This window comes from Ramlibacter sp. JJN2-2R, from assembly GCF_057747835.1.
This window is the reverse complement of the sequence record NZ_CM173226.1, coordinates 2,240,175-2,263,198: the sequence shown is the minus strand read 5'-3', so window position 1 is coordinate 2,263,198 and position 23,024 is coordinate 2,240,175. Positions and strand designations below refer to the sequence as shown.

25 protein-coding genes are annotated in these 23,024 nt (G+C 71.6%); 15 read left to right on the top strand and 10 right to left on the bottom strand.

Annotation, left to right across the window (positions count from 1 at the left end):
• Positions 1-122 precede the first annotated feature (122 nt).
• The gene (locus tag AC3ANR_RS11115) at positions 123-1,400 is read left to right on the top strand and encodes an amidohydrolase family protein (protein ID WP_488288174.1); all 1,278 of its coding nucleotides are present in this window, start codon (positions 123-125) and stop codon (positions 1,398-1,400) included.
• 16 nt (positions 1,401-1,416) lie between these two features.
• Positions 1,417-1,620: a DMT family transporter gene (locus AC3ANR_RS11110; protein ID WP_488288173.1), complete on the top strand. Its 204-nt coding sequence runs from the start codon at positions 1,417-1,419 to the stop codon at positions 1,618-1,620.
• Here AC3ANR_RS11110 and AC3ANR_RS11105 read toward each other — a convergent pair.
• Positions 1,605-2,207, bottom strand: coding sequence for a DJ-1/PfpI family protein (locus AC3ANR_RS11105; protein WP_488288172.1), 603 nt, complete (start codon positions 2,205-2,207; stop codon positions 1,605-1,607). The genes AC3ANR_RS11110 and AC3ANR_RS11105 overlap by 16 nt on opposite strands.
• Positions 2,208-2,667: 460 nt before the next feature.
• On the opposite strand from AC3ANR_RS11105, the gene AC3ANR_RS11100 reads away from it, so the two are divergent.
• Positions 2,668-3,633 carry a Tim44 domain-containing protein gene (locus AC3ANR_RS11100; protein ID WP_488288171.1) on the top strand — a complete coding sequence of 322 codons (966 nt, stop codon included), beginning with the start codon at positions 2,668-2,670 and terminating at the stop codon, positions 3,631-3,633.
• Positions 3,634-3,676: 43 nt separating this feature from the next.
• Positions 3,677-4,564, top strand: coding sequence for a LysR family transcriptional regulator (locus AC3ANR_RS11095; RefSeq protein ID WP_488288170.1), 888 nt, complete (start codon positions 3,677-3,679; stop codon positions 4,562-4,564).
• 297 nt (positions 4,565-4,861) lie between these two features.
• On the opposite strand, the gene fusA is transcribed toward AC3ANR_RS11095, so the two are convergent.
• The 5 genes from fusA to AC3ANR_RS11070 all read right to left on the bottom strand — a co-directional run bounded on the left by fusA (position 4,862) and on the right by AC3ANR_RS11070 (position 9,369).
• Positions 4,862-6,913 (bottom strand): elongation factor G, encoded by a 2,052-nt coding sequence (fusA, locus tag AC3ANR_RS11090; protein WP_488288169.1) that lies wholly within the window; start codon positions 6,911-6,913, stop codon positions 4,862-4,864.
• Between the two features lie 60 nt (positions 6,914-6,973).
• Positions 6,974-7,261: a PsiF family protein gene (locus tag AC3ANR_RS11085; RefSeq protein WP_488288168.1), complete on the bottom strand. Its 288-nt coding sequence runs from the start codon at positions 7,259-7,261 to the stop codon at positions 6,974-6,976.
• Between the two features lie 18 nt (positions 7,262-7,279).
• Positions 7,280-7,495 carry a hypothetical protein gene (locus AC3ANR_RS11080; protein ID WP_488288167.1) on the bottom strand — a complete coding sequence of 72 codons (216 nt, stop codon included), beginning with the start codon at positions 7,493-7,495 and terminating at the stop codon, positions 7,280-7,282.
• A gap of 290 nt (positions 7,496-7,785) precedes the next feature.
• Entirely contained in the window at positions 7,786-8,280 is a 495-nt protein-coding gene (locus AC3ANR_RS11075) for a hypothetical protein (RefSeq protein WP_488288166.1), read from the bottom strand.
• A 159-nt stretch (positions 8,281-8,439) separates the two neighbouring features.
• Positions 8,440-9,369: a LysR family transcriptional regulator gene (locus tag AC3ANR_RS11070; RefSeq protein ID WP_488288165.1), complete on the bottom strand. Its 930-nt coding sequence runs from the start codon at positions 9,367-9,369 to the stop codon at positions 8,440-8,442.
• Positions 9,370-9,453: 84 nt separating this feature from the next.
• Between AC3ANR_RS11070 and AC3ANR_RS11065 the strand changes: the two genes are divergently transcribed.
• The 9 genes from AC3ANR_RS11065 to AC3ANR_RS11025 all read left to right on the top strand — a co-directional run bounded on the left by AC3ANR_RS11065 (position 9,454) and on the right by AC3ANR_RS11025 (position 17,269).
• Positions 9,454-10,260, top strand: coding sequence for a substrate-binding domain-containing protein (locus AC3ANR_RS11065; RefSeq protein ID WP_488288164.1), 807 nt, complete (start codon positions 9,454-9,456; stop codon positions 10,258-10,260).
• A gap of 40 nt (positions 10,261-10,300) precedes the next feature.
• Complete coding sequence (tcuA, locus tag AC3ANR_RS11060) at positions 10,301-11,704, top strand: FAD-dependent tricarballylate dehydrogenase TcuA (protein WP_488288163.1); 1,404 nt, start codon at positions 10,301-10,303, stop codon at positions 11,702-11,704.
• A complete protein-coding gene (tcuB, locus tag AC3ANR_RS11055) occupies positions 11,691-12,893 on the top strand; it encodes a tricarballylate utilization 4Fe-4S protein TcuB (RefSeq protein ID WP_488288162.1) in 1,203 nt (400 codons plus the stop codon). The genes tcuA and tcuB overlap by 14 nt, the downstream gene beginning before the upstream one ends.
• Before the next feature lie 33 nt (positions 12,894-12,926).
• Positions 12,927-13,916: a Bug family tripartite tricarboxylate transporter substrate binding protein gene (locus AC3ANR_RS11050; RefSeq protein ID WP_488288161.1), complete on the top strand. Its 990-nt coding sequence runs from the start codon at positions 12,927-12,929 to the stop codon at positions 13,914-13,916.
• Positions 13,917-14,134: 218 nt separating this feature from the next.
• On the top strand, positions 14,135-14,371 hold the full coding sequence (locus tag AC3ANR_RS11045) for a PepSY domain-containing protein (RefSeq protein WP_488288160.1): 237 nt from the start codon (positions 14,135-14,137) through the stop codon (positions 14,369-14,371).
• A gap of 16 nt (positions 14,372-14,387) precedes the next feature.
• Positions 14,388-15,059 carry a response regulator transcription factor gene (locus AC3ANR_RS11040; protein ID WP_488288159.1) on the top strand — a complete coding sequence of 224 codons (672 nt, stop codon included), beginning with the start codon at positions 14,388-14,390 and terminating at the stop codon, positions 15,057-15,059.
• Complete coding sequence (locus AC3ANR_RS11035) at positions 15,056-16,387, top strand: ATP-binding protein (RefSeq protein WP_488288158.1); 1,332 nt, start codon at positions 15,056-15,058, stop codon at positions 16,385-16,387. The genes AC3ANR_RS11040 and AC3ANR_RS11035 overlap by 4 nt, the downstream gene beginning before the upstream one ends.
• 103 nt (positions 16,388-16,490) lie before the next feature.
• Entirely contained in the window at positions 16,491-16,868 is a 378-nt protein-coding gene (locus AC3ANR_RS11030) for a hypothetical protein (protein ID WP_488288157.1), read from the top strand.
• A gap of 194 nt (positions 16,869-17,062) precedes the next feature.
• On the top strand, positions 17,063-17,269 hold the full coding sequence (locus AC3ANR_RS11025; protein ID WP_488288156.1) for a hypothetical protein: 207 nt from the start codon (positions 17,063-17,065) through the stop codon (positions 17,267-17,269).
• Between the two features lie 73 nt (positions 17,270-17,342).
• On the opposite strand, the gene AC3ANR_RS11020 is transcribed toward AC3ANR_RS11025, so the two are convergent.
• The 3 genes from AC3ANR_RS11020 to AC3ANR_RS11010 all read right to left on the bottom strand — a co-directional run bounded on the left by AC3ANR_RS11020 (position 17,343) and on the right by AC3ANR_RS11010 (position 20,134).
• Entirely contained in the window at positions 17,343-17,984 is a 642-nt protein-coding gene (locus AC3ANR_RS11020) for a hypothetical protein (RefSeq protein ID WP_488288155.1), read from the bottom strand.
• Between the two features lie 147 nt (positions 17,985-18,131).
• A complete protein-coding gene (locus AC3ANR_RS11015) occupies positions 18,132-19,142 on the bottom strand; it encodes a 4-hydroxythreonine-4-phosphate dehydrogenase PdxA (RefSeq protein WP_488288154.1) in 1,011 nt (336 codons plus the stop codon).
• The gene (locus tag AC3ANR_RS11010; protein ID WP_488288153.1) at positions 19,139-20,134 is read right to left on the bottom strand and encodes a Bug family tripartite tricarboxylate transporter substrate binding protein; all 996 of its coding nucleotides are present in this window, start codon (positions 20,132-20,134) and stop codon (positions 19,139-19,141) included. Before AC3ANR_RS11010 ends, AC3ANR_RS11015 begins: the two co-directional genes overlap by 4 nt.
• A 120-nt stretch (positions 20,135-20,254) precedes the next feature.
• Here AC3ANR_RS11010 and AC3ANR_RS11005 point away from each other — a divergent pair, with 120 nt between their 5' ends.
• Both AC3ANR_RS11005 and AC3ANR_RS11000 read left to right on the top strand, forming a co-directional pair.
• Positions 20,255-21,205 (top strand): LysR family transcriptional regulator, encoded by a 951-nt coding sequence (locus AC3ANR_RS11005; protein WP_488288152.1) that lies wholly within the window; start codon positions 20,255-20,257, stop codon positions 21,203-21,205.
• Positions 21,206-21,301: 96 nt separating this feature from the next.
• The gene (locus tag AC3ANR_RS11000; protein WP_488288151.1) at positions 21,302-21,757 is read left to right on the top strand and encodes a c-type cytochrome; all 456 of its coding nucleotides are present in this window, start codon (positions 21,302-21,304) and stop codon (positions 21,755-21,757) included.
• 51 nt (positions 21,758-21,808) lie between these two features.
• Here AC3ANR_RS11000 and AC3ANR_RS10995 read toward each other — a convergent pair whose 3' ends face one another.
• The gene (locus tag AC3ANR_RS10995; RefSeq protein WP_488288150.1) at positions 21,809-22,921 is read right to left on the bottom strand and encodes an ABC transporter substrate-binding protein; all 1,113 of its coding nucleotides are present in this window, start codon (positions 22,919-22,921) and stop codon (positions 21,809-21,811) included.
• Positions 22,922-23,024 lie beyond the last annotated feature (103 nt).

Sequence of the window (23,024 nt, the reverse complement as noted above, 5' to 3'; positions counted from 1 at the left end):
GTGCCAGGTCATGCCATCGGCCATGACAGGCACCCCTGCTCGTCGCCCCGCGAAGGCGGGGACGAAGGCTTCCAGTGCCTGCCTTATCCTGCACCAGGCCCACCCGAAGGCAGCCACACCCCATGCTCGACCTCCTCGTCACCAACGCCACCCTGCCCGACGGCCGCACCGGCATGTCGGTGGCCGTCCAGGACGGCAGGATCACCGACGTCGCGCCCGGCCTCGAAGCGCCCGCGCACGAGACCGTGGACGCACAGAGCTGCCTGCTCACGCCGCCGTTTTGCGACCCGCACTTCCACATGGACGCGACGCTCAGCCACGGCCTGCCGCGCGTGAACGAGAGCGGCACGCTGCTGGAGGGCATCCAGCTGTGGGGCGAGCTCAAGCCACTGCTCAAGGCCGAGGACATGATCGAGCGCGCCCTCGCCTACTGCGACTGGGCCGTGGCCCGCGGCCTGCTGGCCATCCGCAGCCATGTGGACACCAGCGACCAGAGCCTGCTGCCGGTGGAGGCGATGCTGGAGGTGAAGAAGCGCGTGGCCGGCTACATCGACCTGCAGCTGGTGGCCTTCCCGCAGGACGGCGTGCTGCGCAAGAAGACCGGCGTCGAGAGCCTCCAGCGCGCGCTGGATTTGGGCGTGGACATCGTCGGCGGCATCCCGCACTTCGAGCGCACCATGGCCGAGGGCGCCGCGAGCGTGAAGCTGCTGTGCGAGATCGCGGCCGAGCGCGGCAAGCTGGTGGACATGCACTGCGACGAGACCGACGACCCGCTCTCGCGCCACATCGAGACGCTGGCGTTCGAGGCGCAGCGCCTGGGCCTGCAGGGCCGCGTGAACGGCAGCCACTGCACCTCCATGCACAGCATGGACAACTATTACGTGAGCAAGCTATTGCCGCTGATCGCCGAGAGCGGCGTGAGCGTGGTGGCCAACCCGCTGATCAACATCACCCTGCAGGGCCGCCACGACACCTACCCCAAGCGCCGCGGCATGACGCGCGTGCCCGAACTCCTGGCCGCCGGCGTGACGGTGGCCTTCGGCCACGACTGCGTGATGGACCCCTGGTACGGCATGGGATCGGGCGACATGCTGGAGGTGGCGCACATGGGGCTGCACGTGGCGCAGATGACGAGCCGGCAGGGCATCCAGGCATGCTTCGAGGCGGTCACCACGAATGCGGCGAAGGTGATGCACCTGGAGGGGTACGGGATCGAGAAGGGTTGCGATGCGAGCTTCGTGCTGCTGCAGGCCGGCGATGTGGCCGAGGCGGTGCGGCTGCGGGCGAACCGGCTGCAGGTTTGGAGGCGGGGGCATCTGCTGGCGGCGTCGCCGCCGGCGGGCGCTTCGCTCAACCTGCCGGGCCGCCCCGGCATGACGGACTTCACCCGCGTCCGCTGACCCGGCGCCTGAGGCGATGGGCACGCCCTGCCTGCGGCTCCTGGGAGCCGTCCTCACCGAGGTGGTGGCGACGAACGCACTGAGGGCGACCGAAGGCTTCACGCGCCTGCGGCCGAGCGCGGTCACGGTGGTCGGCTACGCAACCTCGTTCGACCTGCTAGCCCTGACGTTCGAGCGGCGTGCCGCCTCGAATGTGTGCCGGCATCACCGTGGCAGGTAGGGCGTGATGTTGCCGAGGGCGTTGGTCACGTACGCGTCCTTCTCGCCGACCGGCGCGACGTAGTGAAGCGCTGCAGCAGCGGCGTCGACGCCCTCGGTGCGCGCGATGATCCAGGCCGCGAGGTACGGCGAGGCGAAGCAGCCCCCAGCGGTGGCGACGTTGCCCCTGGCGAAGAAGGGTTGGTTCAGCACCTCCAAGCCGGCCTCTTGCACCCAAGGCTTGGTGGTCAGATCGGTACAGGCCGGCACACCGGCCACCAGGCCGAGCTTTGCGAGAACCAATGTCCCTGAACACTGCGCAGCGATGAGCTGCCTGTCCGGGTTCAGCTTGATGCGCGACAGGAGTTCCGGCGTCTCGACGACTTCGCGGGTCTTGATGCCACTTCCCACGAGGACCGCATCGGCCGTGGCAGCATCCTCCAGGGCGGACTGCGCCCGAACGGTGACGCCGTTCATCGAGGTCACTTCGGGTTCCGGGCAGCAGAGCGTGACGCGCCATCCCGGCTTCTTGATGCGATTCAGGACGCCAAGCGCGATCAGCGAGTCCAGCTCGTTGAAGCCCTGGAAGGTCAGGATGGCGATATGCATCGCGGTATTCTGACAGTGCGACGCTCGGCGTCTCGCTGCGGGCGGTTGGCGGTGCCGGCGCTTCGGGCACCCCCGATGCCGTCGTCATCAATGCGGCAAAGGTGATGCACCTGGCACGCTGCGGGATCGAGACAGTCCGCTGGGGCCTCGCTCAACCTGCCCGGCCGCCTCGGCACGAGGGGACGCGGGTTCGCCGCACCGCGGCCTGGGCGCATGGAAGCCGCCTACCTACCGCTCCTGGATGCCATCCTCATCGAGGTGGTAGCGACGAAACCACTCAGCTCATCCGCACAAGAGGAATGGCCCGCTGCGGGCCTGCAGTCCAACCGATGGCCGATGTCCGGCCGTCGCCCTCGACAGTTCGCTTTTTCCTGACCAACCTGCAGCAAACGTCTGCTTTTATCTTTCCCGCGGAAGGCGTACCCTGCTTGTTCACACTCGATCTCGAAGGAGACTCTTCATGAAAAAAGCAGTGGCACTCATGGCCGTCGTTCTCAGCCTGGGGCTGACGCTGGCGGTCGACGCCGAAGCCAAGCGTTTGGGGGGCGCCCGGTCCAGCGGCATGCAGCGCCAGAACGTCACGACGCCGACCCAGCCGCCCGCGGGCAACCACGCGCAGGGCGCGCCGTCGCAGGCCGCACCGGCCGCCGGCGCCACCGCGCCCGCTGCGGCAGCCGCGGCGGCTCCCAAGCGCAGCTGGATGGGCCCGATCGCCGGCCTGGCCGCGGGCCTGGGCCTGGCCGCGCTGGCCTCGCACTTCGGGTTCGGCGAAGCCCTGGCCAACATGATGATGATCGGCCTGCTCGCGATGGCCGCCCTGGCGCTGGTGGGCTTCTTCCTGCGCAAGCGCGCCATGGGCCAGCAGCCCGCGCTGGGCACCGCCGCTGGCGGCATGGGCAGCGGCGCGCTGCGCGACCAGCCGCTGCAGCCACCGGGCATGTTCCGCAACGACGCCACGCCGGCGCAGCAAGGCGGATCGCTGATCGGCTCGCGCGTCGGTGCTGGCATGGGCGGCGTGGCCGCGGGCACGCAGCCTGCCGGCATCCCTGCCGACTTCGACACGGCGGGCTTCGAGCGCAACGCCAAGGCCCAGTTCATCGCGCTGCAGGACGCCAACGATGCGCGTGACCTCGAGCGCCTGCGCGGGTTCCTCACGCCCGAGATGTTCGACATCGTCCGCGCCGACCTGGACAGCCGCGGCGATGCGCCGCAGAAGACGGAAGTCTTCGGCCTGCAGGCGCAGGTGCTCGACGTCACGCAGGAAGACGGCCGCTACGTGGTGAGCGTGCGGTTCACCGGCAGGGTGCGCGACCAGGTGGGTGCCGTGCCCGAGGACCTGGACGAGATCTGGCACCTGACGAAGTCGCGCAGCGGCTTCGACGGCTGGGTCATCGCCGGCATCCAGCAGGCCGGCCCCGCGGCCTGAGCCCTGGCGCCAGGCCCGGCGCTGCCGCAGGCACACTCGGCCGATGGCAGCGCCGTTCAACTACCGCCACCTCTACTACTTCTGGGTCGTCGCCAAGGAGGGCGGCATGGCCCGGGCCGCGGCCCGCCTGGGCATGGCGGTGCAGACGGTCAGTGCGCAGGTCCGGGCGCTGGAGCAATCGCTCGGGCACGCCCTCTTCAAGCCGGCCGGTCGCGGCATGGCGTTGACCGACGCCGGGGTGGCCGCCATGGCGCAGGCCGACCAGATCTTCCAGTTGGGCGAGCAGCTTCCCGCCGTGGTGCGCGAAGCCGCGACCGGCCAGGGCCTGCGGCTGGCCGTCGGCATCTCGGACGGCCTGCCCAAGCTGGTCGTGCGGCACCTGCTGCAGCCCGCGCTGGAGGCGCCCAACGTGCGGCTGCTCTGCCACGAGGACGAATTCGATCGGCTGCTGGGTGACCTGGCGCTGCACCGCCTGGACGTGGTGCTGTCCGACCGAGCCGCCCCGCCCAACCCCAACCTGCGCCTGTACAGCCATGCGCTGGGCCAGGCGCCCTTGGCGTGGTTCGCGCCCGCGGGGCTGGCCGCGCGGTGCGCGTCGCCGTTTCCGGCCTGCCTGGGCGAGATGCCGGTGCTGCTGCCCACGGGTCACGCCGCCGTGCGCCCGCGCATCGACCAGTGGTTCGAGCGGCAAGGGCTGCACCCGCAAGTGGCCGGCGAATTCGAGGACAGCGCGCTGCTGGCCGCCTTCGGGCGCAGCGGGATGGGGGCCTTCCCGGCCTCGGCGCGGTCGCGCGAGGACCTGCTGAACGATCCCGACCTGCGGCTGATCGGGGAAGCGCCGGAGCTGGTCGAGCACTTCTTCCTCATCTCGGCGGAGCGGCGCATCCAGCATCCGCTGGTGCAGCGGTTGCTGCAGCAAGGGGCGGAGTAGCGGCAGCGCGCTTGTTCCGGCACCGAGCTGGATTGCGGGTCAAGCCCGCAATGACGACCTTTGTACGGTTGCTGGCAAGGCCCGCGATGCCGCTACGTCCCGCAGAAGCTTGTCATCCCGGGCGTGACCCGGGATCCAGCGGCGGGGCCAGCGAGAGGGCCTGGATTGCGGGTCAAGCCTGCAATGACGCCCAACAGCTGTCATCCCGGGCTTGACCCGGGATCCAGCTCCGTTGCAGGCAAGACCCGCAAGGCCAGAATCAGCGCCCGTCGACCCAGGACGCCCACGCCCCGCCCCCTACTCCCCCCTCGGCCGATGCTGCGACACCAGCTGCGCCTGCACGGCCGGCGGCACCGGTTCGTAGTGGCTGAAGGCCAGCGTGTAGCTGCCCTGGCCGCCGGTCAGCGCGTTGAGCCGGTTCTGGTAGCTCGCCAGCTCCGACAGCGGCGCCTGCGCCAGCACCGTCGAGCGGCCGTCCGCCGATGCCTGCGTGCCCGTGACCTGCGCGCGGCGCGACGCCAGGTCGCCGGTGATGTCGCCCAGGTTCTGCTCGGGCGCGCCGATCTCCACGTCGACGATCGGCTCCAGCACCAGCGGCTGCGCCGCCTGCACGGCGGCGGCCAGCGCCTTGCGGCCCGCGGTGACGAAGGCGATCTCCTTGCTGTCGACGGTGTGGTGCTTGCCGTCGTAGACCGTCACCTTCAGGTCCACCACCGGATAGCCCGCCACCACGCCCTGCTCCATCGCCTGGCGCACGCCCTTCTCGACCGCCGGCATGAAGTTGCCGGGGATCGCGCCGCCTTTGACCGCGTCGACGAACTCGAAGCCGGCCCCGCGCGGCAAGGGCTCGATGCGCAGGAACACCTCGCCGAACTGGCCGGCGCCGCCCGTCTGCTTCTTGTGCCGGTGGTGGCCCTCGGCCGCCGCGGCCACGGTCTCGCGGTAGGCGATGCGCGGCGGCCGGGTGTCGACCTGGCAGCCGTGCACCTCGGTCAGGCGGTCCAGCAGCGTGCGCAGGTGCAGTTCGCCCAGGCCATAGACCACCGTCTCGTGCGTGCCGGCCGCCTGCTCGACGCGCAGGCACGGGTCTTCGCTCACCAACTTCTGCAGGATCTCGTGCAGCCGCTGCTCGTCGCCGCGCCGCTTCGGCTCGATCGCCAGGCCATGCACCGGCTCGGGAAACTGCAGCGGCTTCAGGTGGATGTGCGCGTCCTCGGCGGCGTCGTGCAGCACGGCGTCGAAGTGCAATTCGTCCACCTTGGCGACGGCACAGATGTCGCCCGGCACCGCCTTGGCCACCTCCGTCAGCTTGTTGCCCTGCAGGCGGAACAGGTGGCCGACCTTGAACGGCCGGCGGCCGTCGCCCACGTACAGCTGGCTGTCGCGCGTGATCGTGCCCTGGTGCACGCGCAGCACGCCCAGCTTGCCCACGTACGGGTCCTGCGCGATCTTGAACACGTGCGCCAGCACGTGCCGGCCCGGGTCGGCCACGGCCTCGATCGGCCGCGCCTGCTCGCCCTCGCCTTCCAGGAACGCGGGCGGATTGCCCTCGGTCGGATCGGGCAGCAGCCGCTCGATGACGTCCAGCAGTTCGGCCACGCCCGCGCCGGTGCGCGCCGAGGTGAAGCAGATCGGCACCAGGTGGCCCTCGCGCAGCGCCTGCTCCAGCGGCGCGTGCAATTCCGCCGGATCGACGTCGCCGTCGTTGAGATAGCGCTCGACCAGCGCCGCATCGACGTCGACCACCTGCTCGACCAGCGCGCGATGGGCGCCGTCCACCGACAGCAGGTCCGGCGTTGCGCCTCCGGCATCGCGCGACCAGAAGCAGTCGAGCACGCGCTCGCCGCGCCCGGCCGGCAGGTTGACCGGCAGGCACTCCTTGCCGAACGTGGCCTGGATCTGCGCCAGCAGCGCGGGCAGGTTCGCGCCCGGCGTGTCGATCCGGTTGATGACCAAGATGCGGTCGCGATCGCGGTCCCTGGCCCACTGCATCATGCGCACCGCCATCGGCTCGATGCCCGTGGTGGCATTGATGACGACGGCCACCGAATCCACGGCCTCCAGCGCCGGCAGCGACTGGCCCAGGAAGTCGGGCGTGCCGGGCGTGTCGACCAGGTAGGCGGTGATGCCGCCGTGCTCCAGGTGCAGCAGGCTGGCGTTGAGCGAGCGCAGCGCCCGCTTTTCCAGCGGGTCGGCGTCGGACACGGTGGTGCCCTTCTCCACGCTGCCGGGCGCTCCGAGCACGCCCGCCTTCCACAACAAGGCTTCGGCCAGGCTGGTCTTGCCGGCACCGCTGGGCCCGACCAGTGCCAGCGTGCGCCGGGCGGCGACGTCACGCTGCGCGGCCACGGAACACGCCTTTCGCGCGGTGACGCGGTCCTGCTGCCCGGCCTCGCGCGGCGCGAGGCTTCAGTTCCGGCTCAGGCATTCCTTCTGGGCCGCCTTGTACTCGTCGCCCTTCTTGCCCTTGTTCTCGGCGGCGCATGCCTTCATCACCTCCTGCTGCCGCTTCCTGCCGTCGGCCAGGCATTCGGAGACCTTCTTCTTGCGCTCCTCGCCTTTCAGGCCGGTGGCTTCCTTGTTGCAGGTTCCCATCAGCTTCTGCTGGGGCGTGAGCTCCCGGGCCGGAGCCGCGGTCTGCGCGTGCGCGGCGACGGCAGCGAGGACGCCCAGGAGGATCGTGGACAGTTGCTTCATCACGGCGCGCTCCCCGATTCAGCTCTTGCCGAACAGGCCGCCCACGCCGGCGGCGACGCCGCCCAGTCCGCCCGCGGTCTCCGCGGTGCCACCACCCACGACGGCGTCGAGCTGCGCCGCGACCGGCGCCGGCAGCTTGTCCTTGAGGAACCCCACCACCGTCTGCACGGCCATTTCGGCCTGCTCGGGAGACAGGCCCGTCTTGTCGATCAGGCGCTGGACGACCTCGTTCATGGCAAGCTCCTTGGTGACGCTGTGCTCTCCTTTATGCGATGGATCGCGCGCCAGGTGCATGGCGCGTCCGTAACAGTGCCGCGGGCGAGTTACAGCGTCTGAGCACGGCCGCAGCCATCCCTGCCGTGGCGGCGAGCCACGGTCGAGTGGAACGGCTGGTGCCTCTCGGGTTGGGGTCGCGCGCAGCCTCTCAGGCGCGGCGCGCGGTCGCGATCCAGGTCGGGGCCGGATCGCGATGGGCTGCGGCGGGCACGGGTGCGAGAAACGCCCCCCGGCGACGCGGCCCTGGTTCAGTGCCGCTGGTGCGCCACGTCGGCGAGCGCGCCGGACATCATCTGCTGCCACGCCTGCACCATCGGGCCGGCGGCGCCCATGGCCGCGTTGGCGGCTTCCGCGAAATTGCCCATCGCGCCGTTGGCCGAGGTCGAACTCCTGTCGCTCGACGTCGGTGCCGCCTGCTGGCCCATCGCGCGCGTGAGCGCGAGCGCCATTTCCTGCGAGTAGCGCGCCATCTCCTGCCACTCGTACATCAGCAGGGTCGACTGGATCTGCATGAGCTCCATCGGCGTGCCTGCCTTGCGGGCGTTGTCGGCGGCCTGGCTGTGCAGCAGGGCCGCGCGCTGGTTCATCTGGATGCCGGCCTGCTGGACGGCTTCGGCGGCGCGGAAGGCGCCGGCCATGAAGTCCGCCGCATGGGCGAACTGCTGGCGTGACAGCTCGGGCCAGGCCGTCTGTGCCGACGCGGTGTCCCGATGCGGATGGTGGGTGGTCGATTTGGTGCTCATGGGGGCCTCGGATCTGGTCATTCGGCGCCGGTGGCGACCGTTCGAGGACCACTTTAGACCTGCTTGCCCGCCCCGCACGCGATGAACTGGCCTTTCGGGTAAGCAGGGGTTGCACGGGATGCCCCCAAGCGCGCGGATGGCCGAGCCGTGCCGGCGCGTCTACGCCGACGCCTTCGGCCTGCGTTGGCCCGCCCCCGGCCCCAGCATGCCCTTGAGGTGCTCGTAGAACCGGCGTGCCACCGGCGTGAGCCTGCGGCCCTCCTGTGCCAGCAGCCCGACATGCCGGTGCAGGTCGACGCCCGCGAGCGCGACCCCCCGGATTTCCGGGTGCTTCGGCGGCACGGACAGCGCCGGCACCATGGCCACGCCCAGCCCGGCCTCGACCATCGCCAGCAGGGTCGCCACGTGGCCGACCTCGATCCAGGCATTGGGCGACATGCCGGTCGCGGCGAAGTAGTCGTCGAGCACCTGGCGGTTGCGGCTCGTGCGGGCGACGGTGAGCCACTGGACGTGGCCCAGGTCGCTCAAGGCGAGCCGGCGCTTGCGCGCCAGCGGGCTGTCGCGCCGCACCGCCAGCACGTACGGGTCCTTCCACAGCGGCTCGAACTTCAGGCCGGCGTCGAGCATGCCGGCGAAGCCGAGCGCGAAATCGGCCTCGCCCGACACGACGCTGGCCGCCACCTCGTTCATGCCCTCGTCGATCACGCGGATGTGCACCCGCGGCATCGCCTGGCGGAACGACACGATCGCCTGCGGCAGCATCGTGACGGCCGCGGTCGGCAGGCTGGCCACCGTCACACGGCCGGTGTGATGCGCCGAGATCTCGTGGATGCCGAGCACCGCGGCCTCCAGGTCGTCCAGCGCGCCGCGGGCGCGTTCGAGGAAAGCCTGGCCGACGCGCGTGAGCCGCACATCGCGCGTGCTGCGCTGGAACAGCCGCGCGCCCAGCAACTCCTCGAGCCGTTCGATCCGGCGGCTGAGCGCGGACGCCGACAGGTGGATGTGGTCGGCCGCCGCGCGGAATCCCCCCCTGTCGGCCACGGCGACGAATGCCTGCAGTTGCTGCAGGTCGAAATTGATGCGCGCCATGCAACGATTGTATTGAACGTTGCAATTGCCGCGCAGCCGCGCCACGGCGATCATCGCCGGCACGTCCAACCGGAGACCCTCGACATGCACGTTTTCCATCGCGCAGCGCGCCGTGGCGCACGCACCCTGGCCATCGCGGCCGCGCTCGCCGCGCTGGCCGGCCCCGCCCTCGCCGACACGCTGAACGTCGTGTCCTCGGGCGGCTTCGCCGCCGCCTACAAGCAGCTGGTGCAGAAGTACCAGCAGGAGCCGGGGCACGAGGTGCGCTCCGAGTGGGGCCCGTCGATGGGCAAGACCGCCAACGCGATCCCGCAGCGCCTGGCGCGCAACGAGCCGGTCGACGTGGTCATCATGGTCGGCGACGCACTGGACAAGCTGATGGCCGGCGGGCAACTGGTGCCCGGCAGCAAGGTGCTGCTGGCCGACTCCACCATCGCCTGCGCGGTGCCGCGCGGCAAGCCGCATCCGGACATCCACACCGTGGACGGGCTGAAGTCCGCGCTGCTGTCGGCCCGCTCGGTGGCCTGGTCCGACAGCGCCAGCGGCGAATACATCGAGAAGCAGATGCTGCCGCGCCTGGGCATCGCCGAGCAGATGCACGGCAAGGGCCACAAGATCCCGGCCACCCCGGTGGGCGAGATCGTGGCCAGGGGCGAGGCCGACTTCGGCTGCCAGCAGCGCAGCGAGCTGCTGCCGGTCGAGGGCATCGACATCGTCGGCGACCTGCCGGCCGAGGTGCAGTACGTCACCGAGTTCTCCGCGGCCGTGGTGGCGTCCAGCCAGCACCAGGCCGAAGCGCGCCGATTCCTCGCCTTCCTGTCGGCGCCGCAGAACGCCGCCGTGATCCGCGACACCGGCCTGGTCCCGCGCACCACCCCTCCCAAGCAATGACCGACTGCGGCCACCGCCTGCGCGGCGCCCGCCCCCCGCGATGATCGATGCCCTAGTGATCGGCGGCGGCAACGCCGCCCTGTGCGCCGCGCTCATGGCGCGCGAAGCCGGCGCCAGCGTGCTGCTGCTCGAGGCGTCGCCGCGCGAATGGCGCGGCGGCAATTCGCAGCACACGCGCAACCTGCGCTGCATGCACGACGCCCCGCAGGACGTGCTGCAGGATGCGTACCCCGAGGAAGAGTTCTGGCAGGACCTGCTCAAGGTCACCGGCGGTGCCACCGACGAAAGGCTCGCCCGGCTGGTGATCCGCGCCTCGTCGACCTGCCGGCCCTGGATGGCGCGGCACGGCGTGCACTTCCAGCCGTCGCTGTCGGGCACGCTCCACCTGTCGCGCACCAATGCCTTCTTCATGGGCGGCGGCAAGGCGCTGGTCAATGCGTACTACCGCAGCGCCGAGGCGCTGGGCGTGCAGGTGCGCTACGACGCGCCGGTGGACGGCATCGAGATCCGCGACGGCCGCTTCGTCGCCGCGCGCATCGGCACCGAGCGCATCGAGGCGCGCTCGTGCGTGCTGGCCGCCGGCGGCTTCGAGTCCAACCGCGAGTGGCTGCGCGAGGCCTGGGGCCAGAACGAGCGCGGCGAATGGCCGGCCGACAACTTCCTGATCCGCGGCACCCGCTTCAACCAGGGCGTGCTGCTCAAGCGGATGATGGACGCCGGCGCCGACATCATCGGCGACCCGACGCAGGCGCACTGCGTGGCCATCGACGCGCGCGCCCCGCTGTACGACGGCGGCATCGTCACGCGCGTGGACTGCGTGTCGCTGGGCGTGATGCTCAATCGCGATGCCGTGCGCTTCTACGACGAAGGCGAGGACTTCTGGCCCAAGCGCTACGCGATCTGGGGCCGGCTGGTGGCGCAGCAGCCCGGGCAGATCGGGTACTGCATCATCGACAGCAAGGCCATCGGCCGGTTCATGCCGCCGGTGTTCCCCGGCCGGAAGGCCGCCACGCTGCCCGAGCTGGCCCGCCAGCTGGGCCTGCCCGAAGCCCCTTTCATGCAGACGCTGCAGGCCTTCAATGCCGCCTGCCGCCCCGGCACGTTCGACCACACGGTGCTGGACGACTGCTTGACCCAGGGCCTCACCCCACCCAAGACCCACTGGGCCCGCCCGATCGACACCGCGCCGTTCTACGGCTTCGCGCTGCGCCCGGGCATCACCTTCACCTACCTCGGCTTGAAAACCAACGAGAACGCCGCCGTGCATTTCGGCGGCCACCCCAGCGACAACCTGTTCGTTGCGGGCGAGATGATGGCCGGCAACGTGCTCGGCCGCGGCTACACCGCCGGCGTGGGCATGAGCATCGGCACCGCCTTTGGCCGCATTGCCGGCGCCCGGGCCGCCGAGGCGGCGCTGCAGGGAGCGACGCATGCAGCAGCTTGAGGCCCTGACCCGCGAGGCGGCGGCGCTGGCGGGCGGCGCACTGCCGTTGCCGCTGGCCGCCGACGAGGTCGAAGCTGCGCGCCAGATGCAGATCTGCAATGCCTGCCGCTATTGCGAAGGCTTCTGCGCGGTCTTCCCGGCGATGACGCGCCGGCTGGAGTTCGGCCGCGCCGACATCCACTACCTGGCCAACCTGTGCCACAACTGCGGCGCGTGCCTGAACGCCTGCCAGTACGCGCCGCCGCACGAGTTCGCGGTGGCCTTCCCGCAGGCGCTGGCCAAGGTGCGCGCGCGCACCTACCAGGACTACGCGTGGCCGGCGGCGTTCGGCGCGCTGTACCGCCGCGCCGGCCTGGCCACGGCACTGGCCCTGGCCGGCGGGCTGGCGCTGTTCCTCGCGCTGGCGACGCTGCTGGCCGGCCCGAACCTGTCGCGGCCGCTGGGCGGCGATTTCTACGCCGTGTTCCCGCACAACCTGCTGGCCGCGCTGTTCGGCGTGGTGTTCGGCTTTGCCATCGTGGCGCTGGGGCTGGGCGTGCGACGCTTCTGGCGCGACGTCTCCCCGGCGGTGGACCTGCCGCCCGCGCAGGCGCCACTGCTCGCGGCGGCGCGCGGGCCCGGAATTGCCGAAGCGGCCCACGACGTGGCGCGCCTGACCTACCTGGGCGGCGGCCACGGCGACGGCTGCAACGTCGAGGACGACCGCTTCTCGCTCGCGCGGCGGCGCTTCCACCACCTCACGTTCTACGGCTTCCTGCTGTGCTTCGCCGCGACCTGCGTGGCGACCTTCCTGCATTTCGTGCTGCACCTGGAGGCGCCCTATCCGCTGGCCAGCATGCCGGTGTCCCTGGGCAGCCTGGGCGGCCTGGGCCTTCTCGCGGGGCCTGCCGGCCTGCTGTGGCTGAACCTGCGGCGCGCGCCGCTGCAGGCCGACGCCGCGCAGCGTCCGATGGACGTCGGCTTCATCGCGCTGCTGCTGCTCACCAGCGCCAGCGGCTTCGCGGTGCTCGTGCTGCGCGACACCGCGGCGATGCCGCTGACGCTGGCCGTGCACCTGGGCATCGTGATGGCCCTCTTCCTCACCCTGCCGTACGGCAAGTTCGCCCACGGCATCTTCCGCACAGCGGCACTGCTCAAGCATGCCATCGAGAAGCGGCTGCCCAACCGGCTGCAGCTGGGCAGCGACTGACCGCCTCCCTTTCCCATCCACCAAGGAGACACCATGAAGAACATCCACACTGCCCGCCGCGCGCTCGTGGCCGCCGTCGTCGGCGCCGGCCTGCTGGCCGGCCTGCCCACTGCCCGCGCCGCCGACGCCTGGCCGTCCAAGCCGGTCACGCTGATCGTGCCCTTCGCCGCCGGCGGCACCACCGACATCCTGGCGCGCATCGTCGGCCAGAAGATGTCGGCGGCGCTCGGCCAGCCCATCGTCGTCGACAACAAGGCCGGCGCGGGCGGCACGCTCGGCGCCAACCTGGCGGCCAAGGCGCCGGCCGACGGCTCGACCTTCTTCCTGGCCACCATCGCGCATGCGATCGCGCCCGGCCTCTACAAGAGCCTGCCGTACGAGTTCACCCGCGACCTCGACCCGGTGGGCCTGGTGGCCTCGACGCCCAACGTGCTGATCGTGCACCCGTCGGTGCCGGCCAGGACGGTGCCGGAGCTGATCGCCTACATCAAGGCCCACCCTGGCACCGTGAACTACGGCTCGGCCGGCTCGGGCAGCACCGAGCACCTGGCCGGTGAACTGTTCCGCTCGATGACGGGCACGCTGGTCACCCACGTGCCGTACAAGGGCGGCGCGCCCATGATGGCCGACCTGGTCGCCGGCCAGATCCAGATGGCGCTGGAAACCAGCCCGTCGGCCTCGCAGTTCGTCCGCGCGGGCAAGGTGCGCGCGCTGGCGGTGACGTCCGCCAAGCCGTCGTCCGCCTACCCGGGCGTGCCGACCCTGTCGGCCGCGGGCGTGCCCGGCTACGAGATGACGACCTGGTTCGCGCTGATGGCCCCGCACGGCACGCCGGCGCCGATCCTGGCGCGCATGCACAAGGAACTGCAGGCCGCGCTGCAGGCTCCCGAAGTCGAGTCCAAGCTGGTCGACCTGGGCGTCAGCGCCGGCGACATGACGCAGGCGCAGCTGGCGGACTTCATCCGCAGCGAGACCACCAAGTGGGCCAGGATCGTGAAGGAGTCGGGCGCCAAGGCGGACTGAACGCGTCCACCTTGCGGGGACGGCGCCACGCCGTCCCCGGCCGTGCCCTGCCGGGGCGCGGCGTGCAGGCACCCAGTGGCGCGATCCGAGCAGCCGCCCCGGCGCGCAGCCGGTTCAGGTTGCGTTCATGCAGCCCGGGGCACCATGGGTTCCTCGTCGGGCAACCCGCGAGCCACTGTAGGATGCCCGCACACCGTTCCGCCCCCCACGCCACCTCCATGCGCCCTTTCTCCAGGCTGCTCTGCGCCCTCCTCCTTGCTGCCTCCGCGGCCGCCTGGGCCGACGTCGGCCCCGACCAGGCGGCGGCCATCGCGCGCCGCCAGGTCGACGGCCGCGTGCTGTCGGTCGAGCGTGTCGACGCGGGGCGCCGCGCCGTGTGGCGCGTCAAGCTCGTCACCGCGCGCGGCGAGGTGCGGGTGGTCTTCGTCGACGCCGCCAGCGGCCGGCCGGGCTGAAGGGCCCCTCGCGTCCATGCGCCTGCTGCTGATCGAGGACGACGCCGCGCTGCGGCTGGGACTGGCCCGCCAGCTGGAAGCCGACGGCTACCGCGTCGACCAGGCCGCCGACGGCGAGGACGGGCTGTTCCAGGCCCGCGAGTACCCGGTGGACCTGGTCATCGTCGACCTGGGCCTGCCCAAGCTGAATGGCCTGGCGGTCGTGCAGCGGCTGCGCGCCGACGGCCGCACCCTGCCCATCCTGGTGCTGACCGCGCGATCGAGCTGGCAGGACAAGGTGGTCGGCCTCGAAGCCGGCGCCGACGACTACCTGGTCAAGCCGTTCGAGTACCCGGAGCTGGCCGCGCGCGTCAAGGCACTGCTGCGCCGGTCGCTCAAGGCCACCTCGGACGTGCTGACCTTCGGGCCGCTGGCCGTCGACTTCGCGGCGCAGTCGGCGCGCCTGAACGGCCACCCGATGGAGCTGACGGCCTACGAATACCGCGTGCTCGAGTACCTGGTGCGGCAGCGGCCGCAGGTGGTGAGCAAGCAGGCCCTGTCCGACTACCTGTACCCGCACGACGAGGACCGCGACAGCAACGTGCTGGAGGTGCTGGTCGGGCGCCTGCGCCGCAAGCTCGACCCCGAGGGCACGCTGGCGCCGATCGAGACGCTGCGCGGGCGCGGCTACCGCTTCACGCTGGGATGAAGCCCGGGCGCTCGATCCGCCTCCGCCTGCTGCTGGGCGCCACGCTGGTGCTGATCGCCTTCCTGGCCGGGGTCGGCCTGGCGGTGCAGCGCGCCCACGCTGACAGCAGCCGCGCCGAGCGCTTCGCCCGCCTGCAAAGCACGATCTACCTGCTGCTGGCCGCCGCCGAGATCGACCCGCAGGGCGCCCTGGTGATGCCGGCCGGTTTTCCCGAGCCGCGCCTGTCGCTGCCCGCCTCGGGCCTGTACGCCAGCATCGCCAACACCGCCCGGTCCGAGACCTGGCGCTCGCCGTCCTCGGTCGGCCTGGACCTGCCGTTCCAGGCCCGCGCCGACGTCGGCCAGTGGCACTACGGCACCGCCAGCGCGGGCGGCCGCTCGTTTCTGACCGCGACCTACAGCGTGCTATGGGAGGCGCGCTCGCAGCCGGCCCCGCTGGTGCTGTCGGTGCTGGAGGACGCCTCCGGGTTCGAGCGCGAGGTCCGCGTGTTCGAGCGCACCCTGTGGGCCTGGCTGGCCGGCGCGGGCCTGGTGCTGCTGCTGTCGCAGACGCTGCTGCTGGAGTGGGGGCTCGATCCCCTGCGGCGGGTGGCACGCGAGATCCGGCGCATCGAGGACGGCGAGCAGGCCGAGGTGCAGGGCCGCTACCCGGCCGAGATCGCGGCGCTGACCGACAACCTGAACACGCTGATCAAGCAGGAGCGCGAGCGCCAGACCCGCTACCGCGAGGCCCTGAGCTACCTGGCGCACAGCCTGAAGACGCCGCTGGCCGTGCTGCGCACCGCGCTCGCCGACCCGGCCACACTTCCCTCGGCGGTCGCGCTGCAAGTGCAGCGCATGGACGACATCGTGCAGCACCAGCTGGGCCGGGGCGCGGCCACCGGTGCCGCCCGCTTCGCGCCGCCGATCGCCCTGGCCCCGGTGCTGGCGCGGGTTCGCGACTCGCTGGAGAAGGTGTACGCGGGCAAGGGCCTGGCCTTCGCCATCGACTGCCCGGCCGACCTGCGCTGGCGCCTGGACGAGGGCGATGCCTTCGAGGTGTTCGGCAACCTGATGGACAACGCGTCCAAATGGGCGCGCCGGCAGGTGGCCGTGCGCGCGTGGCGCGAGGCGGGCCGCCTGCGCATCCGGGTCGACGACGACGGGCCGGGCTTTTCCGACACCAGCTCGATCCTGCAGCTGCACGTGCGCGGCGACGAGAAGGTGCCCGGGCACGGCGTCGGCCTGGCGGTCGTCAGCGACCTGGTGGCCAGCCACCACGGCCGGCTGGACCTGGGCCGCGCCGACCTGGGCGGCGCCCGGGTCGACATCGAGTTGCCGCAGCCCTGAGGCGCTACCCGGCGCGGCGCGCCGGCAACTTTCGGCGATTGGTTCAGCAAGCGTTCATTCGACGGGGCGCACCATGCGTTCCAGCCCCACCCAAGGAGTGACCATGAAGCCCTCGATCTCCGGCAAGTTCCTCGCCGCCGCCGCCTTCGCGGCCTGCGCGCTGGGCGTCGCCACCGCCGCCCAGGCCCGCACCGACGTGAGCCTGGTCATCGGCATGCCGGCGCCCGTCTATGTCCAGCCCGCGCCGGTGTACGTGCCGCCGCCGCAGCCCGTGTACGTCCAGCCCCAGCCCGTGTACGTCCAGCCCCAGCCGGTGTACGTGCAACCCCAGCCCGTGTACGTCCGCCCGGCGCCGGTCTATGCCGCGCCGCCGGTCGTGTACGCCCCGGGCGGCTACTACCGCGACCGCGACGACTGGCGCCGGGCCGAGTGGCGCCGCCGCCACCACTGGCGCGACCACGAGCGCCGCTGGAACGACTGAGGCGGTGTCCCCGCCGGGGGGCCGTCCTCCGCCCAGCGGCCTGGCACCCCGCCGCGGCGGGGCGCCCGGACCGGCCTCCGCAGCCTGCTGTCGCGCTCGCACCCCGCGGCGGCCGTGTCAAGCACTGCAGACGGTCCATGTGGACAAACGATTTCCGGCTGGCCTTCTGGCGCGCGAACTACGACAATTGGGGGATGCCCACCAAGAAAGCCGCCGAAACCGACCTCCACATCCTGATCGAGGACCAGGACGAACTCACCCCCCGGGAGCTCCAGCAGGAGCGCCAGGCCAAGCTGGAAGAGCTGAAGAAGCTGACTTGGCTCGACCACTCCCCGGAACAGCTGGCCGGCCGCATCCCGGTGTCCGTCTTCGCCATGGGTGCCCTGGTCACGGACCAGTAACCCGGCGCGGCGCCTGCGGCGCCGCCCCTTTTCCTTCCCGGCGGCCAGGCGCCGTCGCCTTCCTCCCGCGGCGCTATTTGGCGCCGCCCTCCTTCTTCCCGCCCCCTGCCACGCCCGATTTCCCCATCGCGGTGGTCGGCACCATGATGTGCGCGTAGGGCGTGCCCTTCCACATCACCCAGGGGCCGCCCTTGGTCCAGTCGGTCGGATACGCATCGAGCTGGGCCGCATCGGTCGGCAGCAGCATGATGTGCGGGCCGCTGACCACCCACTGGTTGTCGGCCGTCTTCTTTGTCGCGTACGGGTCGGTGTTGCTCGCCCCCTTGTCGCCCTTGAGCATGTAGGCCACGCCCACCGTCTTCGGCTTGGGCGGGTCCTTCTTGTTCATCCAGGCCTCGCCCCAGGCCTGCCACTCCTTGTCGAGGCACATCGAGTCGCCCACGAGGTCGAGCATGCACATCCAGCCGTTGGTGCCGGCCCGCAGCTCCTTCATCTGGCCGTCGACCATGGCCATCACGGCCGCGTTGCGCCCGATGTCCGCCGGCGCGGCGCCGGTCGCCTTGGCGATCGTCGCGGCGGCCGAAACCGGCGGCCCCTTGGCCTTGGCCGCGGGCGCGTGGCCCGGCGGCGGGGCTTCCTTGGCCTTGTCCTGGGCCAGGCCGGACGCGGCGGCCAACAGCAGCAACGGACCGAGCGCGGCAGCGATCTTCTTCATGATGGGCTCCTGCGGCAGGGAATGGCGCTCCCTGGCAGGGGCCAGACTAGGCCGCGGCTGCGCCGATTTCAATGGGTGCGGCGCGTCTTGGCTGAAAGCCACTATGTGCCGGCGCAGTCCGGCCGCCAGGCCCTTGGCGCCAGGTCCTCAGCGCCGGGCCCCGGCCTGCCCGGCCATGCGCACCGCCAGGTCGAACGCGTGCTGCAACCCCTCGATGCGCGCCAGCCCGCGGCCGGCGATGTCGAACGCGCTGCCGCTGGCCGAGGTGACCACCGGCACCGGCAGGCCGCCGTGCAGGGTGACGCCGCGCTCGAACCCCATCAGCTTCATCGCGATCTGGCCCTGGTCGTGGTACATCGAGACGACGGCATCGAAGTCGCCGCGCCGCGCGGCGATGAACACGGTGTCGGGCGACCACGGCCCGCTGACCTCCAGGCCGGCGTCCCGCAGGCCGTGCACGGCCGGCGCGATCACCTCGATCTCCTCGCGGCCGATCGAACCGCCGTCGCCCGCGTGCGGGTTCAGGCCCGTCACGGCGATGCGCGGCCTGGCGATGCCGGCGCGCCGCAGCGCCGCATCGATGATGCGCACCGCGTCGGCCACGGCGCCGGGCGTGATCAGGTCGGCCACCTCGCGCAGCGGCACGTGCGAGGTGACGCGCGACGTCCAGAGCTGGTCGGTGATGTTGAACTCGCAGACGAAGCCCTCGACGCCGAAGCGCCGCTGCATGAAGCGCAGTTCGTCCTCCTCCTGCATGCCGGCCAGGCGCAGCGAATGCTTGTTGAGCGGCGCGAACGCGATCGCGTCGATGGCGCCGGCGCGCGCCAGGTCGGTGGCCGTGGCCAGCGCGGCCAGCGCGGCCTGGCCCGCCGCCGTGCTGCACTGGCCCACCGGCGGCTCGCCCGTGTCGGGCTGCACCAGGTGCGTGATGCGACCGGGCTCCAGGCGCAGGGCGGCCGCGTCGTCGACGGTCCGCACCGGCAGGCGCACGCCCGCCACGCGCTCGCCCGCGGCCACCACTGCGCGCGGCGCCACCAGCAGCACGTCGGCCGCTTCCAGGTTGGGCGCGCGCGCCAGCAGCTTCACCCCCATCTCCGGGCCGACCCCGCCGGGATCGCCCAGCAGCACCGCCACGCGCGGACGCGATGCCGCGCTCACAGGCCGTCCGCCCGGATGTTGGCGTCGCGCACCAGCTTGCGGTAACGCTCGAACTCCTGCCGGTTCATCTCGGCGAACTGCTCGCCGGCCAGCGTGCCGACGTCGCCGCCGAGGCCGCGGATGCGCGCCTGCACCTCGGGGAGCCGCAGCACCTTGCCCAGTTCCGCGGCGAGCGTGTCGACGGCGGCCTTGGGCGTGCCCGCCGTGGTGTAGAGGCCATACCAGGTCTGCACGTCGGCGCCCTTGACGCCCAGCTCGGCGAGCGTGGGCACGTCGGGCAGCTCCGCGGAACGGCGTTCGGCGGTGACGGCCAGCGGGCGGAACTTGCCGGCGCGGATCTGGCCCATGGCCGACGAGGTGGAGTCGAACATCATGGTCACCTCGCCGGAGATGATGTCCACGTGCGCCTGCGAGCTGCCCTTGTACGGGATGTGGGTGGCCTTGGTGCCGGTCGCCAGCGCGAAGGCTTCGCCCGCGATGTGCTGCGTGCTGCCCACGCCCGAGGACGCGTACTTGACCGCGCCGGGACGCGCCGCCATCGCCGCGATCACGTCCTTGACCGACTTGTACGGCGACGCCGACGAGACCACCAGCACGTTGGGCATCATCGCCACCAGACCCACCGGCTGCAGGTCCTTGAGCGGGTCGAACTTGAGCTTGAGGAGGTGCGGCGCGATCGCCTGGCCGGTGTTGGTGGCCAGCAGCAGCGTGCTGCCGTCGGGCGTCGCATGCGCGGTCATGTCGGCGGCGATGGTGTTCGAGGCCCCCGGCCGGTTCTCCACCACCACCGACTGGCCGAAGTCGGCCGCGAACTTGTCGGCCAGCAGGCGCGCCAGGATGTCGGTGCCGCCGCCGGGCGAGGCGCCGACCATGATGCGCACGGGCCGCTCGGGGTAGCCCTCGGCCCGGGCAGCGGGCGGGACGGCGGCGGTCGCGCCGACCGCCAGCGTGAGCAGGACCGGCGCGAGCCGGCGGAGGATGTCGTTGGCCATGCGTGTCTCCTGGAGGCGCGGCTCGGGCGGCTGCGCTGGCGGCCAGCGTACGGGGTTCGGACATTCCATGCCAATGGCATTTCCGGATCCATCCATCACCATTTGGATATAGTCGCCGCGATGGCCACGCCCCTGTCCGACGCCGCGCTGCTGCTGCGCGTGCGCACCCGGCAGCTGCTGCTGCTGGACGCCCTGGGGCGCGAGCGGCAGCTCGGTCGCGCCGCGGCCGCCCTGGGCATGAGCCAGCCGGCGGCCACCAAGCTGCTGCAGCAGGCCGAGGAGGCGCTCGAGGTGCCCCTCTTCACGCGGCATGCGCGCGGCATGGAACCCACGCCCGCCGGCGAGGTGCTGATCCGCTTCGCCCGCCATGCGCTGGTGGACTTCGGCTCGGCGCGCCAGCAGATGGCCGCCCTGCGCTCGGGCCTGCGCGGGCGGCTGCGGGTGGGCAGCGTCCCGGGCGCCCTGCCCCAGCTGCTGGCCCCGGCGCTGGCCGGCTACAAGCAGCAGCACCCGCGCGTGGCGGTATCGGTGCTGGTGGACACCAGCGACGTGATGCTGGGCCTGCTGGAGCGCGGCGAGGTGGACCTCGTGCTCGGGCGGCCGTCGCCCGGCCACGACGAGGAGGACCTGCACATCCTGCCGCTGCTGGCCGAGCCGCAGGTCGTTGTCGCGCGCGCCGGCCACCCGCTGGCCGCGGCGCCAGTGAGCCTGGCGGACGCGATCCGCTGTCCCTGGGTGCTGCAGCCGCCGGGGTCGCCCCAGCGCATCCGCTTCGAGGCCGCGCTGCGCGAATCGGGCCTGCACGCGCGGCTGGACATCACCGAGACCGCGTCGACCGTCGCCACCACCGTGCTGCTGGAGGCCAGCGACATGCTGGCCATCATGCCGGCCTCTCTGGCCGCGCACTACGCGCGGCTCGGGGTGCTGCAGGTGCTGCCGGTGGCCCTGCCGCTGCAGGTCCCGTCCATCCACCTCATGCTGCGGCGCCACCGCGAGCTGGCCCCCGTGGCGGCAAGCTTCGTCGAGATCCTGCAGGCGCAGGGACGCCGCATTCCGCCGGTCGCGCTATAAACCGGCGGCCGGCGGCGGAATAAACCGGGGCCGGCCATCGTTGATGCCCATGCGGCCCGTCCGGGCCCGCGATTCCCTACCCAGGAGACCTTTCGAATGAAGTTTGCCGCCTCGCTCGCCGCCGCCGCCCTGGCCGCCGCTTTCGCCGCCCCGGCCTCGGCCCAGTTCGCCAAGCCGGAAGATGCCGTCAAGTACCGCCAGAGCGCCCTGTTCGTGATGGCGCAGCACTTCGGCCGCCTGGGCGCGATGGCGAACGGCCGCGCGCCCTACGACGCCAAGGCCGCGGTGGAAAACGCCGAGGTGGTCGAGCGCATGGCGCGCCTGCCCTGGGCCGGCTTCACCGCCGGCACCGACAAGGTGGGCAACACCAAGGCCAAGCCGGAGATCTGGACCGAGCAGGCCAGGTTCAAGGAGCACGGCGACAAGCTGCAGGCCGAGACCACCAAGCTGGTGGCGGCCGCCAAGACCAACAACCTGGACAACCTGAAGGCGGCCGTGCAGGCCACGGCGGGCACGTGCAAGGCGTGCCACGACGACTTCCGCAACAAGTGACGGCCCGCGGGGCGCCGGCCCCGCGTCGCCGCGCGAGCCCGCGTGCCGGGCTCAGCGCTTGAACTTGCCGTCGCTGCCGATGATGGACAGGTCGGCGAAGTCCATCCCGGTGTGGTCCGCCGGGCTGTAGCTCACGGACAGGCCGCCGATGTCGAACTTGTCCATCTTCTCCAGCGCGGCGATCAGCCTGGCCCGCGTCGGGTTGGGCGAGGCGCGCCGCAGCCCCTCCACCAGCACCTTGGCCGAGGCGTAGCCCTCGACCATCGCCGGCGACAGCTCGACGTTCTTCTCCTTGGCTAGGTCCATCGCTTCCTTGACCAGCGGATAGCTCACCGAGCGCTCGTACGGGAAGACCTGCGTGATGATCACGCCGCGGCTCTGGTCGCCCAGCGCCTTGACGAAGCCGCCCGACGCGTTGTTCGACAGCGTGACGATCTGGGCGGCCGAGCCCGCCTGGCGCAGGGCCTTGATGCCGTCGGTCACGGCGGTGCCCGAGCCGATCCAGATCACGGCCTGGGCCTCCGACTGCAGCACCGGCGGCACGACCTTGGTGTAGTCGGGCTTGGCGCGGTCGAAGGACACCACCGCCACCGGCTGCAGCTTGGCCCGGGCCAGGCCCTTCTTCGCGCCGTCCAGGCCGTCGCGGCCGAACGAATCGTCCACGTGGACCACCGCGATGCGGCTCATGCCCAGGGTGCTCAGGTGCTCGACGGCCTTCTCGGCCTCGCGCTGGTAGGACGAGCGCACGTTGAAGATCTGCCGCTTCACCGGGGTGTGCAGCACCATGGCGCCGGTGGACGGGCCGATCAGGGCCACGTCATGCTTTTCCAACAGCGGCAGCATGGCCTCGGTGTGGGGCGTGCCGCGGTTCATGAACAGCGCGACCACGTTCTTCTCCTCGATCAGGATGCGCGTGTTTTCCACCGCCCGCTTGACCTCGAAGCCGTCGTCGAGCGTGAGCACCGTGAGCTTCTCGCCCCGGATGCCGCCCTTGGCGTTCACATGGTCGATGTACAGCTGGGCGCCCAGCATCGACTCCTTGACGGTCGCCGCCACGGCGCCGGTGACGCCCACCGTCTGGCCGACCAGGATGTCGGCGCGGGCGCTTGCTGCCGCCATCGCCGCCAGCACGGCAGCGGCACACAGCGCGGCTCTGAACTTCATGACCTTCGCTCCCCTCGGGTGAATTTCCTGCAGCCTCGATCATCGAAGCTCATCCAGGCACTTCCCGTTGTGGGAAACCACATGCGAGCAAGGGCCGCGCCGC